Raw genomic sequence first — 17,553 nt, 5'->3', positions numbered from 1 at the left:
TCAGATATAGCACGTGTCTCTGGACTTTTTTATCTTTTAAGCTAGCGGATTTGCCCTACACTTTCAAGTAGCTACATGAGGCATGTTTACTAATCGCTTGTTAGACGCTTTTTCATTTGTACAAGTTCGTAGGTTAGTAATGCTGGTAGCCAGCTAATCCATGAAATAATAATGTAACCGATCTCAATTTCAAAAATCAGTAGTTCGTGGTTAATGTAAGAAAAGAGGCGAATTAGAATGGCAGAATTTGTCAGAATAAAACTCCGAATCATCATTGAACGATGCTTTTCATAATCCTTTTGTTTAGCATAGTAAAATGCCAGGAATGTAGTTATCAACCATAAAGTTGAAAGCAATAAGAAATTGATGATGTTTAGCGTGCCCCCAAGTGCATAAAAAGACATTCCAAGTCCTCCCGGTCCTGCAAGAAGCAAAATTGAAGAGACATAGATTAAACCGACTCTTCGATGTAGATTAGATTTCCTATATGAGAATTGAAATAGACCTGTCAGAAGGGCAATAGGAGCGCCAATAATGTGGCTATAGAGGAATAACTTATAAATGGGAAATATACTTGACTTTCCAATAAGAAAACCCACCTCAAAATTTGGGATGTAATATTCTAAGGACTTCTGAATGATTAAGAGGCAAACGAATAGAGCAAAAACAAAATATATTCTTTTAACCAGCAGCAACATACTTCGTAGGTCGCTTATTTCTAAAGCTATCCTCGTTTCTTTCCATCTGCTCTTTTATCTTCAAGATAAATTTAACATTAGCTTTATCTATTTCTGTTAGCATGTCATTCACATCGTCATATTTTGGGGTATACCAAGGTTGCTTCGAGAAATACTTTTGCCATTTTTCGGATTTGAACTTGTATCCGTATTCAGCGAAAATCTCATTTCTCATTATGTCTAAATCTTCAATTGATAAATGATCTGCAACCCACATATTGTGTTCATCCGAGTAGGAAGCATTTGAAATTCTCCAAGCAAAACATCCTTTAAAGTTACTTTCATCAATTAAGATAAATTTTGTGAAATCATAGTATCGAATGGATTTTAATTCTTTTATAGATCCATCCTCTTCTATTTTGTGATAGATGAAATTCGTTTCAAATTCATACCTCTGTGCTCTGTTTCTGTACTCTCGCGAGTTTACTTTTACTTCAATAATCGAGTCATTTACAAACCTGTAGTTAGCCTCCCCACAGAAGTAGTCACTTTCACTCAGTGTTGCAAGATGGGTTGTATAAAGTGAATTTGTCGCTTCATTATGAACGACTAGTTGTTTTGCCTCTCTATGATACCCCCTCGCACCAATCCCCGACTCATATGCAGACACTAAAAAGGCCACCAGCTTGTCAGACAAACTTCGTTTGTAACTAGTCGATAGCCGAACTTCTTTGGTCCCAAAATCTATTCTACCTTCTTGATCAGGTAGTATAATATCAGTGTAATCCCGATCTAATAGACCTAGGTATGAAACATACGACGGAATTAAAACTACACCTCGTCCCTCATTAGCATCATCCTCGTAGTATTCCCAATAACTGTCAAACATCATATTTTCTCCAACATTTTTAATATTGAAAGAAAGAGTTCTCAAAATCGGAATGGGGTCAAAAGCTATTTCTACTGGAAGAGATATTTCACTGTTTTGGATTTTGAACCATTGACCGTCTTTTAATCCATAAGCTATTTCATTTGGTTCATTTGAGCTTGGAAGAATGCAGTCAAATTGTGGTTGCAGAATATCACCTGTTCGATAGTTAACCAATCCAATTTTGGAATTGCGCTCTATTTCAAAACAATCTTCAATGGTTAGATTAGGGTTATAGATTTTATCGTACTCTGGTTCTAGCAATACAGTTAATGAATCATTTGCTAGTCCGTATTTGAGAGTTCCGTTGAATCTTTCTATTTTATAGTTGTATTTGCCTGTACAGATGATATAAAAGTTTCGACCTTTTAGATTCACATAAAATGGGGTGGATATGAATGTTTTATCAAGATTTTTTATGTCCTCACTGATAGTTGAATCTAGTTGAGCATATTCAATATTATTTTGATTAGGTTCAGGAAGCTCTATTACCTCTTCCTTTATCTGCTCTTTTTGTATAGGTTCTTGTTGTATCTCTTTCTGTTCGATTGCTGTCTGTTTTTTCTGCTGGTTGTCTGAACAAGAGAAAAGCAAAAGTGAAATAATGGCAATTGATAATATTCTCATGGAAGTAATTGCGTCTAACTTCAATTTAATCGCCATATGGCGTTTATCTACCTTTCAAATATAATGGTTGTGTCGTTTTTCCCGCTAGATAGAAGTAAAAGCTCAGGAGGGTATCGTACTTCCGAATGGCCAGCTTTGGGGAAAGCTATTTAGAAAGTGATGGTGAATCCGGAAATTATATTATTGTACAATTTGTCGATAGGTACAGTAGGAGTAGGATCATAAATGTTTTGGTAGATCAATGATAACCCTACAATCTTGCTAAACTGATACGTAAATCGAGAGCTGGAAGCAAATCGTGGGGTGGAAACCAGCTCATCGAACCGGCTTTGGTAATACACGCTAATGTCAAGGAATATTTTATCGAAGGGTGCATATTTTAAGCTGGCGTATGATCCGAGTTTAACATTCTCTGTTTCAATTGGCGTGGTATCTGCAATTGCTTCTGTATTTGCTACACCGTCAAAATTCCACCGTTCAAATTCATAAAATGGACCAATACCGACAAAGAATCCCAATGTAGGCCTGTTTACAATCCTCCATCTGCTGTTCACTCCAAAGGCATATTTACGTTCCATGCCTCGTGCTTCCGCCCAATGGACCTGGCTGTAAAATTCAATGGATTGTTTTTTCTCCATCACATTTCTGTATTCAGCATAGATATATCCACCACTAACCAGCGTTTCATCCCCGAACTTCGAAAGTTCGATCTTGTTTGCGACCGTAAGTGCATTTTTTCCAACTTTCGCGGATAAATCTGCTGTGTTCTCAAAAGAGAAAAGGTCTTTTCTCAGGTTTTTATAATTGAAATCAGGAACAATTGAACCCTTCATTCTTCTGGTTGAATCCAGAATAACCGTAAAACTTTCTGTGTGAAGTATTTGAGCTTGTATGGATGAAGAAATCTGTAAAAAGACAAGCAGTAATGAGATTCTTAGCAGGATTTTCATTTTGTTAAAAGTCTATAAGAGGGAAAAATGTTTTAACAAGGTATAAAAACAGCAGATTATTTCTGGTTGGTATTTGCAATGAGGTCATCCCGCACTTGATGCGGGATCTTCAAAAAGTTGACAGAAGGTTCTGCGAGTAATATCAAGTAAAATCCGGCATTGGAATTAATACAAATCATCCGGATCCTGATCATGGGGACCAACTCCGGGAGGGTTAAACAATCCCCATCTATCTATGATATAATTCCAGGGATCAAACGTTTCAATCCAGTCGATAAACAATAAGCGATATTCTTCTACCGCATCTCGTAAGAGTTGGAAATACTGCGTTTCTTCAAATCCATGCATTTCCAGACTATGTGTTTGCACGACAAGTTCTCTCGCTGACCTTCTGATGATCGCAGCGCATTCCATTTTGATATCATAAAGGTCACCGGCCTCAGCTCCTGAGACTTTCACTGCCAGGTTGTGGGCGTCATTCATCATCCATACTCCAACCTCTTGTAATATTTCATTATCCTCAGGAATTAAATCGACCAAAGCACGAACAAGCTCAGCGATTTCCATCCCTTTTTGGAAAATGGGAAGGTTTCTACTGTCTGGTATGTCATCTTCTTCTTCAAACATTGCTTTAATAAACGTGAGTTCGGGATAAAAACCAACAAAAAACCTATCTAAACGTTACTCAGAGCCTTTTTCAATTGGGAAATGGGAGGGAAAAAGGCGTGGAGCCCGCCTTCCGGACGGACAGGTCTTTCCGATTCGAAGAGATTCCACGCCTGTCTGCCGACAAAGGCAGGGCTTCCAACCCACAATCAGCCCGAAGAGCCTCTGAATGACGGTTTTTTGTTGGTTTTTTTTAATGCTTACATCGAACTCACGTTAATTATTTTTAATGATCATTATCCCGGGATCTTCCAATATTTATCGAAGATCCCGGAATGAATCCGGGATAGTTAGTTGGAGTTTGCCTGAGCATGCGCAATCCCCATCTTAATCTCACCCCAGGTGTAGCTATCGGGTAATGCCCCTTTGATCTCACCAGACTTGGTCAAGCCTTCATCGTAGCATTTTAGGATGGCCTTGAGTTTGGTAGGTTTTACAAACTGAGAAGCATCAAGATCGCCAATCTCAACATACTTCGCCAGATGAGACTCGATGGTTCCCTCAACCAAACCACGCTCTTCCGCAATGACCTTAATCGATTTTCCTTCCTTGTACATCTCATAGGTGATCTCGGCTGTAGGTGTTTTGTCTTTGGAAGCCGCCTGATTGACTTGCTTTGTCGATGAATGTTTTTGCAAGGCTTCCTTTGTCAGTGGCTTGCCTTCGTTAATGTGCTGGATAAGCAAATTGAGTTTTACGATTTGCCTTAGTTGATTGCTGAACAGGTCTTTCAACTCCACCAACTCTGCCCTATAGGTCTTGGCCTGTGATTGGGTTTTCAATGTCCGATGCAGTTGAGTTATCCGATCAATTTTATCTGTGATTTGTTCTGTGAAGTAATCAGATGCTTTCGTCATCCGCTCCGCCAGCTGATGCCATTCTCCTTTAGATAACAGTGAATTGACTTGCCGTATGAAGGTTTCTCCAACGTCTTTCAACGGAAAGGTATCGTTGATCAGCTCATCTGTCCAGGGAAGCTGTTTTTGCTTCAAAGATCGGTTCTCATCTTTGTTGAAGGTCTTTTTATGATTGACTAATTCCCTCAGCAACGAATCAAATAGAAAGGCACGTTCCGCAAACATCCGAATGAATCCAATCCGATCGTTTTCGAATTGTTTCTCCAGTTTTTGTGTATCCTCAAAACTCTCAATGAAGTACTTGAGTTGATCATCAATGGAAGGTGATCGCATCGGTAATGGACTTGACAAAATCAATCCATCTAGTGAAGTGAGTCTTGAAAGTGCTACATATAATTGCCCTGCAGCAAATGTATTTTCCAGATCGAGGATGGCTTTCTCGAAGGTGAGACCCTGACTTTTGTGAATAGTCACTGCCCATGCCAGTTTGACCGGGTATTGTTTGAAAGTACCTAGCACTTTCTGCTCGACCTCTTTGGTTTCTTTGCTGAGCACATACCGCACATTTTCCCATTCATATTGCTCTACCGCTACTTCCGTTCCATCTTCAAATTTTACTTTGATGCCATCTTCCAGACTCGACACCTTTCCGATTTTCCCATTGAAGAACTGTCCTTTACCACTCGGGTCGTTTTTGATGAACATCACCTGAGCATCTTCCTTCAGTCGAAGGTTCACCTCGTTGGGATAGGCGTTTTCCGGAAAATCCCGGTCGATATCTGCTGTAAAAAGTTCATCCCTTCCGTCCAGATCAGCGAGTCTGGACGTATTGATTTTATCTGCTTTTTGATTGTGGGTGGTCAGGTGAATGTATCCTTCCTGGTTCTTACTTGCTACCTCAGCATCATAATGCTCATTCAGCAGTTCCACATCGTCTTCGAGTAGCTCATTGTGTCTCAGGCGATTCAGAAGTTTGATGAATGTCTCATCGGTTTGGCGATAGACTTTGTTCAGCTCAACCCGAATGGGAGGGTTGTCTTTCAGTACCCACGCATCAAAGAAGTAAGGAGACGCATAAAACTGCTGCAAGAGTCCCTGCTCTTCTCGTTTGACCACCGGGGGAAGCTGCATCAAATCACCAATGAATAACACCTGCAACCCACCAAAAGGATCAAACCTTCTTTTCCTCAGGTGGCGCAAAGTTGCATCAATGCAATCCAACAGATCCGCCCGCAGCATACTCACCTCATCAATGATCAGGAGTTCCAACTCATTGATGAGTTTCCGTTTTTGCGCTCCAAACTTAGCTTCACGGAAAAGCGAAGCGGGGGTATTTACCTGAATGTTTCGTTCCGCAAACGGAATCTCTTCCGGTACAAATGCCCCAAAAGGCAACTGAAGCAAGGAGTGAAGCGTTACACCTTCAGCATTAATGGCTGCAATGCCGGTAGGAGCGGCTACCACCGCATTTTTGTACGTGTTTTTGACAATGCTTCGGAGGAAGGTCGTCTTGCCGGTACCGGCTTTTCCTGTGAGGAAAATGTGACGATTGGTGCTGTTTACGTAATTGGCAGCTAGCTCTGCAGCATCACTGAATTGGTTCATGGAGCGAAGATAGTAGTCTGATCATTATATTAGGAGGGGAGACTAAACTTCATTCAATATTTTGAATAATTTTAATGTATGAAATATGTAATTGTTTTTGAAAGCACAGGCAATGGATATAGTGCATATGTTCCTGATCTTCCAGGGTGTATTTCCGTAGGTGATACAAAAGAAGAAGTAGAAGGACACATACAGGAGGCAATTTTACTGCATTTGGAAGGGATGAAAGAAGATGGTGTGGAGATACCCAAACCAACTACTGAAGCAATGACTATGCTCATTCCCAACGTTGCATGAAGGTAAAAGAGATAATTAAATTGCTTGAAAAAGATGGTTGGTTTTTGGTTGCTCAGAAAGGCAGTCATCGACAGTATAAGCACCCTACTAAACCTGGTAGGGTAACCGTCCCGGATCATGGGCAGAATAAAGATTTAGCCAAGGGAACTGAAAACAGTATTTTGAAACAGGCGGGATTGAAATGATTATTCAATATTGATCAGAGGTGTTTTGGAAAAAATATTGATCGGTTGATCAAAATAGAAAATACATCTGCATTGAAAAGAATGGATGAGCTTATTACTCAGGCAGAATTAGAATTAAGATCTGATGAGTCTTTAAAAGTGATCAAAAAAGGAGATATTCTTTCTATTGATTCATTTAGAAATGAAAACGAAGAATGGAGAAGGAAGAATATCAAGTAATCATTGCCACTCCAACTAAAAATCGCTACCATCAACAAATACTACCTTATTTACATGCCAATTTTAGCCTAAAACGTGCGGTTGAAGTCAGTGGTCTGAAGACTTTTTGAGTAGGATTAGCAAGTCTTTCAATACAAACTGAATAGCTGATTAGTTAAGTCTTCTGACCACTCCAGTCTGCTTATATTTATCACCGAATCATGGCCAAGCAAAAGATACATGCGGAGGTAGGCTTGCCTGCCGGAGCATATTGAATAGAAGATGGCGAAACAGAAAATACATGCGGAGGTAGGGAAACGAGTGATAGAGCTCTCAAATCTGGATAAGGTACTTTATCCTGAGGATGAGATCGTAAAAGCCGAAATCATTGAGTATTACCTGAAGCTGGCACCTACCATCCTGAATCACATTCGAGGAAGGGCACTGTCATTGGTAAGGTATCCGGATGGGATTTATGGCGAGCAGTTCTTCCAAAAACATCGCCCGGATTGGACACCCGATTGGATTGACTACAAACGACTTGGGCAGGAGCGAAAGAAAGAGTATGTGGTAGCTAAAGAAGAAGCTACTTTGGTTTGGTTAGCCAACCTGGCCTGTCTGGAGATTCACCAGATTCACAGCTTCTCAGAACACAGTGACATGCCAGACTATATCGTGTATGACCTGGATCCACCTGAAGATGGCTCATTTCCACTGGAGGACTTGAAGCAAATCGCATTTGCTCTCAAAGAACACCTGGAACGGTACAACTATCATGTGTTTGTCAAAACAACCGGTGGTAAGGGGCTGCATCTGGTTACACCCATAGAAGCTAAATACTCGTTTGAGGAATGTTTTCAAGCAGCTAAGAAGGTTGCATCTGACTTCATCCAAAAACATGATCAAACCACACTTCACATCAAAAAAGAGGCACGGAAAGGACGGGTGCTGGTGGATATCTATCGGAATCGCCCCTCACAGACCATTGTTTGCCCGTATAGCCTGAGAGGAAAGGCAGGTGCAACTGCTTCAACGCCCATTGAATGGGAAGAATTTGAGCAATTGAAAGATCTTAATCAGTGGAATATCAAAACCACACTTGGACGAGTCATGGAGGATGGAGATGCCTGGGAGCAGATCAGGGGTTGGGCCGTGCCGCTTCATACCGACAAGCGAGCGGTTGTTGCAAAAGAATTACCACCGAATAAACGCCATAAAACTCCTGAGCAGCTTTCAGACTATGAGAAGAAAAGAGACTTCAACAAAACTCCTGAGCCTTTGCTCTCGGAAAACGAAGCACCGGGGAGCCGATTCTGTATCCAGCGACATCATGCTTCACACTTGCATTATGATTTGAGACTGGAGCAGGATGGCATCCTTAAATCCTGGGCGATTCCCCGGGGCATGCCTCCGGTTCCGGGAGTGAAAAGGCTGGCTGTTCAAACCGAAGATCATCCGTTGAAGTATTTGACCTTTGAAGGAGAAATACCGAAAGGTGAATATGGTGGTGGAATGATGTGGGTGTATGCAACAGGAAGGTACGAGATCACCAAAGAAAAGAAACAGGGCTTTTATTTCCGCTTATCCGGCAAGCAACTAAGTGCCGAATACCGCATGCATCTGATGAAGGATAAAGAGTGGCTACTGGAGCGTGTGGATGTTCCTCAGCAAAATTTGTTGGATCAGGTCATGAAGCCCATGCTGGCGGACGCCTCTAAGCGTGTGCCTAATGGAGACTATTATTATGAGGTAAAATGGGACGGAATTAGAGCGTTGGTTTATTTAAATGAAGGACAACTGAAGATTTACAGTCGGAATGGAAATGACATTACGGAGCAATTTCCGGAGTTGAATGTCCCGGAACAGGCCTTTCGTATCAACAATGCCATTTTTGATAGTGAAATTGTATGTCTCGATCAGGAAGGAAAAGCCAACTTCAAAAAGGTGATCAAACGTTTGATGAGCAAGAAGAACTTTGACTATGAGTCGAAGCGATCACCTGCCTATTGCTATTTATTTGATTGTCTCTATCTGGATGGGCGCTCATTGATGAACGACCCACAGGATCGCCGGAGGTGGTGGATGATCGATTCAACCCGGGTAGGAGAGACCAACTACCGCATCAGTCAATCTGAAGAAGATGGCCGAGCATTGTTTGCTGCAGCTAAAGCACATGGTATTGAAGGAATTGTGGCCAAACGGATAGATGCTCGCTACACACCCGGAAAACGAAGTGATGCCTGGATCAAGGTGAAAGTGAAAGAAACAATGGATTGTCAGATCATTGGGTTTACACAGGGTGAAGGAGAAAGAGAGCGGTCGTTTGGCTCACTACAACTAGCCGAGGAAAAAGATGGAGAACTGATCTATAGAGGAAGGGTGGGAACCGGTTTTGATGACGGACTTTTAAAGTCACTCACCAAACAATTCATTGATTTAGTTTCTGCAGATAAACCTGTAAAAGGAGAAGTGCATGAAGAAAAAAAGACGCTTTGGTTAAAACCTGAACTCATGTGTGAAGTGGAGTATTCTATGATTACTGATAATGGTACCTTTAGAGATCCGGTGTTTAAGAAGTTGATTGACATAAATGAGTGATCTAATCAGTTCCAAAGAAAAAGCCATCCACAAAAATTGCAGATGGCTTTTTAAATGTGATTCAACTTATTCTACTCCTTGATAAACTCATCAAAGGATTTAAACGCTACTTTCGTGATCTCTTTTCCTTCCATGAATTTCTCCATTTTAGGAACACGCTTGGTTTGTATGTAGCTGAAATCATTTTTAGCTTTTTCAAATCGCTCTTCGAGTAATCTAAGGTTTTCTAGCTCAGATTCAGATGGAGCTTCGAAACTACTAGCAATTTTAGCATACAAGTTTGCAAGTTTACCCCTGAGCTGTGGTTCTGCAGAATCCACATAGTTGTCACCGGTTGTTACCACCAATGTTTTTTTCAGGTCATTCAAATCTTTGATCACTGGCTCAGCAGCCTTGCCACCCTGGGCTTTGACTTCTTCAGCTTTCGCAATGATTTCATCAATTTGATAAACCATATATGCTAATTGCTCAGACATATCATACAGTTTTATAACTGTTTCCTGATTGGCCTTTCTCTCAGCATCTGTGATGGTAGACTTAGGATCATTCACCAGGGTAACTGAAGTAGTATAGGTGTCTTTTCCTTTAGTCATTACCACATTATAGTCTCCGGCAGGCATTCGTGGAGAAGTAAACCCTCCAAATGCGAATGATTTACCCTTCGCCAACTTTGGTGGACGAATGAGTCCATTCCATGTTACCACGTTAATCCCCTTGGACTTTCCCGGGGAAACCTCCGTGAGTTTTCTCCCATTCTGATCCTGAATTTCCATATTCATTTTACCGAATATGTGCTTCTTTTTCAGGTAGTATGTGATTTTCACATCATTGGTTCCATTGGCACCTACAAATTCCATTTCGGTTGCTGTGCCACCAAAAGGGCTACTCTCTTCAATAATCGCAGGCTTGCTTTCAAAGAAATGCACATCCTTGGCCAAAACTTCCTGAGTGATTTCCCGGAGTGGGCTGATATCATCGATAATGATCACTCCTCTACCGTGAGTACCCATCACAATGTCATTCGTCTGCTTTTGCATTTCAATGTGATGCACTGCAACAGGGGGCATATTATTGGTAAACTGATTCCAGTTCTTACCGCCATTTACCGTCACATAAAGCCCAAATTCAGTCCCAAGGAATAGAAGATCTTCATTGAAATAATCCTCCTGAATATTTCTGGCAAAACCATAAATCTCATCCGTTACGATTGACTTCCATGTTTGACCGTAATCAGTTGTTTTGAAAACATAGGGATCCATATTGCCCATGGTATGACCTTCCAGAACAGCATATGCCGTTCCTTCTCCATGAACACTGGCCTCAATGTGGTAAACCCATAAATTTGTTGGTACACCACCAGGTAAATTCGGCGTTGTATTCGTCCATGATTTACCGCCATCTCTGGTCACCTGAATATTCCCATCGTCTGTACCAACCCAAATGACCTTTTCATTCACTGGAGACTCAGCAATGGTGAAAATAGTACAATGGTTTTCAGCGCCGGAATTGTCTTTTGAAAGTCCTCCGGAATCCTCCTGGTTTTGTTTAGCAGGATTATTGGTAGTTAGGTCAGGAGAAATAACCTTCCATGTGCTTCCCATATCGTCTGAAATATGCAGGTATTGGCTACCCATGTAAAACCGATCAGGTTGGTTGTCGCTGACAGCCATTGGAGCATTCCAGTTAAATCTCAGCTTGTCAACATCCTTTGTCTGAAGTGGTTGTACCGTCTTGGTAGACTGAGTCTCCATGTTATACCTCCAAACATTGTCTGCTCCCTGCATCTCCGAATAAAGGATTTTCTTGGTTGGATGTCTCAACACCCTGAACCCATCACCATAACCAACCATATTCCAGTCTCTGGCTTCTACACCTCCGGGAGATGAAGATGGGCCATACCATGATCCATTATCCTGAAGACCACCGTAAACATTATACGGTTCTTCATTGTCCACACTAATGTGATAAAATTGAGAGAGTGGGAGGTTGGCTACAATTTCCATGGTATTACCACCATCCCATGTTCTGTAAACACCTCCGTCAGTTCCAACATACATTCGATCCGAATTATTGATATCGAAAAGCATGTCATGAATATCAGCATGCATGTTGCCCAGGTTCTTAAAGGTTTTACCTCCATCTCTGCTGATAGATCCAAGTAATCCGGCTTTCACCACTACATTCGGATTTTTCGGATCAATGACTATTCGCGAGAAATAGAAAGGACGAACCACAAGTCCAAAATCACTATTCAGGTGCTCCCAGTTTGCACCAGCATCCGTCGATTTATAAAGTCCTCGCTTATTTTCATCTTCGGTCTCTAATACAGCGTAAAGTATTTTGCTGTCAGATGGAGCTACCGCAATAGCAATTCTTCCAAGCTTACCGGAAGGGAAACCGTTGTGAATTTTATTCCAGGTTTTACCAGCGTCAGTGGACTTATAAAGTGCGCTTTTATTACCGCCGGAATTAAAAGACCAGCCTGTGCGTCTAAACTCCCACATGGACGCATAAAGTGTGTTAGGATCTTTAGGATCCATGATAATGTCTCCACATCCTGTGGTTTGATCGATGTAGAGCACTTTATCCCAGGTCTGGCCTCTGTCGATAGATTTATAAACTCCTCTTTCTTCGTTATCTCCCCAAAGTTCACCGAGCACACCCACATACATGATATCTGTGTTTTCGGGGTGTATTTCAATGCTACTGATCCGCTCTGAATTTTCGAAACCTGCTTTGGTCCAGTTCACGCCTCCATCGATGGATTTATACAATCCGTCTCCAATTGATACGCTGTTTCTGGTCCAGATTTCTCCGGTTCCAACCCATATTTTATTGTCGGGATCTTTTGGGTCGAGTTTTACTTTTCCAATTGATTGTGCGTTTTCATCAAAAATGGGTTGAAAAGAAGCACCCCCGTTTGAAGACTTCCAAACACCACCACCTGCAGAACCGACATATATAATACGGTCGTTACTAGGATGTCCCTCTAAGTCAATGACCCTGCCACTCATGAGTGCAGGTCCAATATGTCTGGCTCTTAAATCTCCGAAAAGTTCCTTTCCTTTTAATGCGATTTCTTCCTGAGCATACCCAAAAAATAGTCCAAGGGTAATGATTAATGATAGATATATCCTCTTCATTTTGTATTGTTTATTCGCCGCTGGCAGCTTCCACAGGGAATGCAAACACTGACGAATCTACCTCTGGGTTAACCACTATTGATTCGATCATCAATGGTTGTGATGGACCATCTTTAACACCTTGAGTCATGGAAAACGGAAAATACAAGCCTTCCACTTCCTGGTAATCACTCATGGTAGACCTTCCGATTGCTCCTGCCTGAGGTCCTGCTTTGATCTCCTGATCCACAGCCAAAGGCACGAAAGATTCAGTTTCGAAATAGTAAAAAGAAACGTCTTCAACTTCTTTACCGTCAAGCATTCTAGGCTCTTTTGTAAGTTTCACTTTGTAAGTTTCAGCACCATCAATGGTTTCTGTTCCCATCAGCTCAACCGTATATCCTTTGTCTTTATAGTCAAGAAATGAGTCAGGAAAATCATTGGTGTCAAGCTTCATATTCTGAGTAGTTTCATCATCAGATTTTTCAGCTTTCATGGATTGGAAGTTTGTACCCCAGAGTGTTTCACCATCGTAAACATTCTGCATCAATGACATACCCTGGAATGTAATTTTCGTGTACTGTTTTCCATCGGTTAACTGTACAATTTCTAAGGGTATTTCCATACCTCCCTGGTTAACCTTTGCAGTCATTTTTATTCCTTTAAGGCTTTTCCAGGCATCTTTACCGCCGGTATTTTCAAAATATCCGTCGATAATTTCATCAACGGTAACGTCTTGCGCATGAGCACTCGAAAGAGCGCAAACAGCTAGTGCTGTGATAAGTAGTTGGAATTTTCTCATAATGTTTAATTTATTCGTAATGTAATTTAAGGCGAAGCACGAACTTAAATTACTTATTATGCTAATCGGCAGTATAGAAGATTAAAAGGATTCATTTAAAAGCTTGTCTTTGATTAGTTGTGAAAATGAATAATATTGTAAGGATATTTTTCAAGCCAGCAAATGGAGAATAACATGAAAAGAATTGTGTTGATTGATGATGATGCTACGACCAATTATCTCAATAAGATGATTATAGAGCGTTCTGAGCTTGTGGATGAAGTCGTTACCTTCGACTCAGCACAGGAAGCATTAAATTACTTCAATGAAAATGTAACATCAATAGAAGACTCTCTAGTCTTTTTAGATATCAATATGCCGATAATGAATGGCTGGCAATTTTTAGATCAATATGAGGTGATGGTTGGGAATATGGAGAACAAAATTGTGATTTTAACCTCTTCTATAAATCCTGCTGATAAACAAATGGCTGAAAAAAAATCAGGAATAATTGAATATAAATCTAAGCCACTTTCGATCGAAATGCTGAATGATCTCGTTAGGGCTTACTTGAATTAAGAAGTGAAATATTTTTAGGGAACTCCAACGTAAAAGTAGTTCCTACGCCTTCCTCACTTTCAACTTTCACAAGGCCGTTTAAGGCGGTGATTCTATTCTTAACTATAAAAAGACCAACACCACGACCTTCTACGTCCAAGTGAAATCGTTGATACATTTTGAAAATTTTATCTCCAACCTGATCCATGTTTATACCTCTGCCATTATCTGAAACCTTAATGATTTCATTCTGATTGTCTTCAAAAGTCTCAATCTGAATATTAAGTCTTTGGTCAGGATTTGAAAACTTCAAACAATTAGAAATAATATGATAAAGAGCATCCGATAAAAATGGTTTATATGTCTTGATCTTTGTGATCGTGAGCTTCTGCTCAATGGTTATATTTTGAGTTTTAATTTCGTTTTGAAGAAGTTCAAGCACCTCTTTAATTAGCCGTTCCAATGAAATTATTTTGAATTCTTCAGCCTTAGGCTCATCTTGGTTCAGCACGGTGCTTAATTCCTTTATTACTTTATCGATTTTGTTAGAAGCCAAAGAGATTCTATTAACCATTTCCTTTAAGTCAGCTTCTTTAGGTTGTTCATTGAGAAGGCTGGAAAACCCAATAATTTGAGTCAGGGGTTCTCTCAAATTGTGACTAATCACACTATTAAATTCTTTTAAGCTTTTATTCGTTATTTGAAGTTTTTTAATGAGCCCTTCCTTTTCTACTTCCAGCTTGTTACCACGATCTTTAGCAATAGCCGCTACAATTAAGTCCGCTAAAGACCCGACATATCTTTGCTCTTGAATATCCCATTCACGTATGGTACAATTGGTCATAGTATACGAGATGAATCCTACAAAATTCCCATCTATGAGGATAGGGGCATTTAGAATTGACTCAATACCGAATGGCTTGAAGTATTGTTCATAAATATCAGCAAGTCTCTCATCTTTACTTATCCTGGTCACAGCAACCGTTCTGTTACCTAAAAAATCATCAAAAAACTTAGGGAATTGATCTCTGTCAAATGAGCGTGACGGAATCTTAGTTGATCCGCCTCTTTCATTCACCCCGGCCAGGTAGATTGAATCGTTCGATTTATCCAATCGCCAGTAGGTTGCCCGATCAGATTGTAATGAATTTCTCGAAATTCTCAGAAGATTATCAATGAATTCATCAATTTTTAAATCACGCTCATTTAATTCCTTAGAGAGAGCGAGGAGTGTTTTGGTGAACGATGAGTCTTTCTGGTTCTCAGCAAATGACTTTCTTCTTTTTCGAAATTGATATGTCGCAAATCCTAGCCCTAAAACAATGGTAAAAGCAAGTGTTAAAACAATTAGTCTGGCATCTTCTTCAGCCTCGCGCTGTATCTGCTCTTGCCTAAGCAGTCTATTCTCAGCCAGAATCAATTCAGATTGCAATGCAGTTTGCATTTTCTCAACGTTGGAAATAAATTCAGCATTTCTAATACTGTCTCCAAGGTTCTTATGCTTTTCTAAATAGTACGCTGCTTTTTGAATTTGAGCGCTTCCCAGGTAATAGGAATACAGTTTGTTGTAAGCTTCATTCAAAAGGTCATTGGCATTGTTTTTCTCAGCCAGTATTCTCGCACTTTCCCAATAATGCGAAGCACTGTCTTCGAGGCTGATTTGATCGCTGCTATAATAATCGCCAAGCTTGAGATATGATTGTATTAAACCGCGCTGATGATTCGCTTGCTTTCGTGAAGCAATGGAACTTTTCATAAGACGTATTGCAGCTGCTAAATTACCTCTGCGACTTTCGCACTCAGCTAGTCCGTAGTAGCCGTATCCTTGCCCTCTATTGTCATTCGATGCTAGTGAATTAGTAAGACATTGCTCAAAATACCTTTCGGCACTCTCGACATTATCCTTCATTAAACTTACTTCACCAAGGTTGGAAAGAATTATGACCGGTTGAAACTCCGGTAATTCATTGGTAACCAAAACCAGAGCCCGGTTGAAATATTTAAGACTGGAATCAAAAACTTCTTTCCTTCGATATACTTCGCCTATATTATTGAATAGGCGAACATTTTCATGAGGGTATTTTGACACATCATACCTCAGGGCCTCTAAGTAGTAGGAGAGTGCCTGATCCGGAAGACCTATGATTAAAAAGCTATTTCCCTTTAAGGTCGTTGCTCGTATCAGCCCTTTTTGATAGTTAATATCCTTTGCTACTGAGATTGCAAGGTTGATGTAATAAATTGATTTTTGCTGATCTACCATGCTTAGTTTAAAAGCAATTTCATTAGCTACATTCACATAGGTAGGATCTTTTGCCTGAAGTCTGCTTAGAACCAACTGAAGGCTGTCAACTTCATCAGTTTGCGACAGAGCCGGACAGCTTAAAAAACCAATTAAAGAAAGAAATAGAAATTTCCTCATTACAATTATCTAAGGTAGCCTTTACCTTTGGAAGATATGGCATCCGATTATTCTGAAATCCTAAGGGATATTAACAGCGGTTCCTTCGCTCCGGTTTATTTTCTGCAAGGAGAGGAGACATTCTTCATCGACAATATTATTGAAAATATTGAGAATACTGCTTTGGATGAAAGTCAAAAAAGTTTTAATCAAATCATCCTTTACGGGAAAGACACTTCACTCACAGATGTTATTGGAGCAGCGAGAAGATATCCCATGATGGGAGAACGACAAGTGGTGATTGTGAAAGAAGCTCAGGAGATGCGTGACTGGACCAAAGAGGCAGTTCAAACACTGGTTGTCAATTATGTCGAGAACCCGCTTCCCAGCACAATACTGGTCTTCGGTTATAAATATAAGACCGTAGATAAAAGAACCAAGTTTGGTAAATCAATCGAAAAGAATTCGGTCTTTTTGAATGCTAAGAAACTCTATGATAATCAAGTCCCTGACTGGATTCAGGGCTATTGCAAATCAAGAGGTGTAAAGATTGACAGTGGAGCTGTCATGATGCTTTCTGAAAACATTGGTAATAACCTACAGCGATTAGCAAACGAAATCGAGAAGCTCCTGTTGAATGTGAAGGATGGACAGGAGGTAAGTAGCGCCATGGTTCAGAAGTATGTTGGAATCAGTAAGGACTACAACATTTTTGAGCTCCAAAAAGCACTGAGTGCTATGAACAAGCTAAAAGCGCTTAAGATCGCTAATTACTTCGCTTCAAATCCAAGTAACAATCCTTTAGTACTTACTATCTATAGTTTATTCTCCTACTACAGTAAGCTTTTGTTAGTTCATCATTCCCAGGATAAAAATGAGAAGACAATTGCATCAGCTATCGGTGTAAACCCATTCTTTGTAAAGGAATACCTTCAGGCGGCTCGAAATTACCCGGTAGGAAAAGTGGTTGATAATATTAAGTATCTGCATGAAGCAGACATGCAGTCAAAAGGAATTGGGTATGCCACCAAAAAAGAAGGTCCTGTCTTAACAGAGTTGGTATACAAATTGATGAACTAACACAATTTGGTGATAAATATTCG

At 40.4% G+C, this 17,553-nt stretch carries 14 protein-coding genes; 6 read left to right on the top strand and 8 right to left on the bottom strand.

The window, feature by feature from the left end:
- Positions 1 to 89 precede the first annotated feature (89 nt).
- The 5 genes from RIC88_RS16050 to RIC88_RS16030 form a co-directional block, all read right to left on the bottom strand.
- Positions 90 to 698 (bottom strand): DUF2306 domain-containing protein, encoded by a 609-nt coding sequence (locus RIC88_RS16050; RefSeq protein WP_350218583.1) that lies wholly within the window; start codon positions 696 to 698, stop codon positions 90 to 92.
- The gene (locus tag RIC88_RS16045; protein WP_350218582.1) at positions 682 to 2,232 is read right to left on the bottom strand and encodes a YARHG domain-containing protein; all 1,551 of its coding nucleotides are present in this window, start codon (positions 2,230 to 2,232) and stop codon (positions 682 to 684) included. The genes RIC88_RS16050 and RIC88_RS16045 overlap by 17 nt, the downstream gene beginning before the upstream one ends.
- A gap of 149 nt (positions 2,233 to 2,381) precedes the next feature.
- Positions 2,382 to 3,182: a hypothetical protein gene (locus RIC88_RS16040; RefSeq protein ID WP_350218581.1), complete on the bottom strand. Its 801-nt coding sequence runs from the start codon at positions 3,180 to 3,182 to the stop codon at positions 2,382 to 2,384.
- A 165-nt stretch (positions 3,183 to 3,347) separates the two neighbouring features.
- On the bottom strand, positions 3,348 to 3,809 hold the full coding sequence (locus RIC88_RS16035) for a hypothetical protein (protein ID WP_350218580.1): 462 nt from the start codon (positions 3,807 to 3,809) through the stop codon (positions 3,348 to 3,350).
- Positions 3,810 to 4,138: 329 nt separating this feature from the next.
- Positions 4,139 to 6,310: a helix-turn-helix domain-containing protein gene (locus RIC88_RS16030; RefSeq protein WP_350218579.1), complete on the bottom strand. Its 2,172-nt coding sequence runs from the start codon at positions 6,308 to 6,310 to the stop codon at positions 4,139 to 4,141.
- A gap of 78 nt (positions 6,311 to 6,388) precedes the next feature.
- Between RIC88_RS16030 and RIC88_RS16025 the strand changes: the two genes are divergently transcribed.
- The 4 genes from RIC88_RS16025 (at position 6,389) to ligD (ending at position 9,588) form a co-directional block, all read left to right on the top strand.
- Positions 6,389 to 6,607 (top strand): type II toxin-antitoxin system HicB family antitoxin, encoded by a 219-nt coding sequence (locus RIC88_RS16025; protein WP_350218578.1) that lies wholly within the window; start codon positions 6,389 to 6,391, stop codon positions 6,605 to 6,607.
- Positions 6,604 to 6,792: a type II toxin-antitoxin system HicA family toxin gene (locus RIC88_RS16020; RefSeq protein ID WP_350218577.1), complete on the top strand. Its 189-nt coding sequence runs from the start codon at positions 6,604 to 6,606 to the stop codon at positions 6,790 to 6,792. The genes RIC88_RS16025 and RIC88_RS16020 overlap by 4 nt, the downstream gene beginning before the upstream one ends.
- Before the next feature lie 45 nt (positions 6,793 to 6,837).
- Positions 6,838 to 7,011, top strand: coding sequence for a hypothetical protein (locus RIC88_RS16015; RefSeq protein WP_350218576.1), 174 nt, complete (start codon positions 6,838 to 6,840; stop codon positions 7,009 to 7,011).
- Between the two features lie 261 nt (positions 7,012 to 7,272).
- Positions 7,273 to 9,588 (top strand): non-homologous end-joining DNA ligase, encoded by a 2,316-nt coding sequence (gene ligD, locus RIC88_RS16010; RefSeq protein WP_350218575.1) that lies wholly within the window; start codon positions 7,273 to 7,275, stop codon positions 9,586 to 9,588.
- Between the two features lie 71 nt (positions 9,589 to 9,659).
- Here the strand turns inward: ligD and RIC88_RS16005 are convergent, their stop codons facing one another.
- On the bottom strand, positions 9,660 to 12,731 hold the full coding sequence (locus tag RIC88_RS16005) for a WD40/YVTN/BNR-like repeat-containing protein (protein WP_350218574.1): 3,072 nt from the start codon (positions 12,729 to 12,731) through the stop codon (positions 9,660 to 9,662).
- A 10-nt stretch (positions 12,732 to 12,741) separates the two neighbouring features.
- Positions 12,742 to 13,512 carry an outer membrane lipoprotein-sorting protein gene (locus RIC88_RS16000; RefSeq protein ID WP_350218573.1) on the bottom strand — a complete coding sequence of 257 codons (771 nt, stop codon included), beginning with the start codon at positions 13,510 to 13,512 and terminating at the stop codon, positions 12,742 to 12,744.
- A 174-nt stretch (positions 13,513 to 13,686) separates the two neighbouring features.
- Here RIC88_RS16000 and RIC88_RS15995 point away from each other — a divergent pair, with 174 nt between their 5' ends.
- Positions 13,687 to 14,070 (top strand): response regulator, encoded by a 384-nt coding sequence (locus tag RIC88_RS15995; RefSeq protein WP_350218572.1) that lies wholly within the window; start codon positions 13,687 to 13,689, stop codon positions 14,068 to 14,070.
- Here RIC88_RS15995 and RIC88_RS15990 read toward each other — a convergent pair.
- Positions 14,051 to 16,471: an ATP-binding protein gene (locus RIC88_RS15990; RefSeq protein ID WP_350218571.1), complete on the bottom strand. Its 2,421-nt coding sequence runs from the start codon at positions 16,469 to 16,471 to the stop codon at positions 14,051 to 14,053. The genes RIC88_RS15995 and RIC88_RS15990 overlap by 20 nt on opposite strands.
- A gap of 36 nt (positions 16,472 to 16,507) precedes the next feature.
- Here RIC88_RS15990 and holA point away from each other — a divergent pair, with 36 nt between their 5' ends.
- Positions 16,508 to 17,530 carry a DNA polymerase III subunit delta gene (holA, locus tag RIC88_RS15985; RefSeq protein ID WP_350218570.1) on the top strand — a complete coding sequence of 341 codons (1,023 nt, stop codon included), beginning with the start codon at positions 16,508 to 16,510 and terminating at the stop codon, positions 17,528 to 17,530.
- The last annotated feature ends 23 nt before the right edge of the window (positions 17,531 to 17,553 follow it).

Source organism: Ekhidna sp., assembly GCF_040220215.1.
Taxonomy (GTDB): domain Bacteria; phylum Bacteroidota; class Bacteroidia; order Cytophagales; family Cyclobacteriaceae; genus Ekhidna.
The sequence above is the reverse complement of the archived record's forward strand: the minus strand, read 5'-3'. Positions and strand labels throughout refer to the sequence as shown.

Coding starts and splice junctions, on each gene's coding strand:
- RIC88_RS16050 (WP_350218583.1), bottom strand. CDS start 698: ATGTTGCTGCTGGTTAAAAGAATATATTTTGTTTTTGCTCTATTCGTT.
- RIC88_RS16045 (WP_350218582.1), bottom strand. CDS start 2,232: ATGAGAATATTATCAATTGCCATTATTTCACTTTTGCTTTTCTCTTGT.
- RIC88_RS16040 (WP_350218581.1), bottom strand. CDS start 3,182: ATGAAAATCCTGCTAAGAATCTCATTACTGCTTGTCTTTTTACAGATT.
- RIC88_RS16035 (WP_350218580.1), bottom strand. CDS start 3,809: ATGTTTGAAGAAGAAGATGACATACCAGACAGTAGAAACCTTCCCATT.
- RIC88_RS16030 (WP_350218579.1), bottom strand. CDS start 6,310: ATGAACCAATTCAGTGATGCTGCAGAGCTAGCTGCCAATTACGTAAAC.
- RIC88_RS16025 (WP_350218578.1), top strand. CDS start 6,389: ATGAAATATGTAATTGTTTTTGAAAGCACAGGCAATGGATATAGTGCA.
- RIC88_RS16020 (WP_350218577.1), top strand. CDS start 6,604: ATGAAGGTAAAAGAGATAATTAAATTGCTTGAAAAAGATGGTTGGTTT.
- ligD (WP_350218575.1), top strand. CDS start 7,273: ATGGCGAAACAGAAAATACATGCGGAGGTAGGGAAACGAGTGATAGAG.
- RIC88_RS16005 (WP_350218574.1), bottom strand. CDS start 12,731: ATGAAGAGGATATATCTATCATTAATCATTACCCTTGGACTATTTTTT.
- RIC88_RS16000 (WP_350218573.1), bottom strand. CDS start 13,512: ATGAGAAAATTCCAACTACTTATCACAGCACTAGCTGTTTGCGCTCTT.
- RIC88_RS15995 (WP_350218572.1), top strand. CDS start 13,687: ATGAAAAGAATTGTGTTGATTGATGATGATGCTACGACCAATTATCTC.
- RIC88_RS15990 (WP_350218571.1), bottom strand. CDS start 16,471: ATGAGGAAATTTCTATTTCTTTCTTTAATTGGTTTTTTAAGCTGTCCG.
- holA (WP_350218570.1), top strand. CDS start 16,508: ATGGCATCCGATTATTCTGAAATCCTAAGGGATATTAACAGCGGTTCC.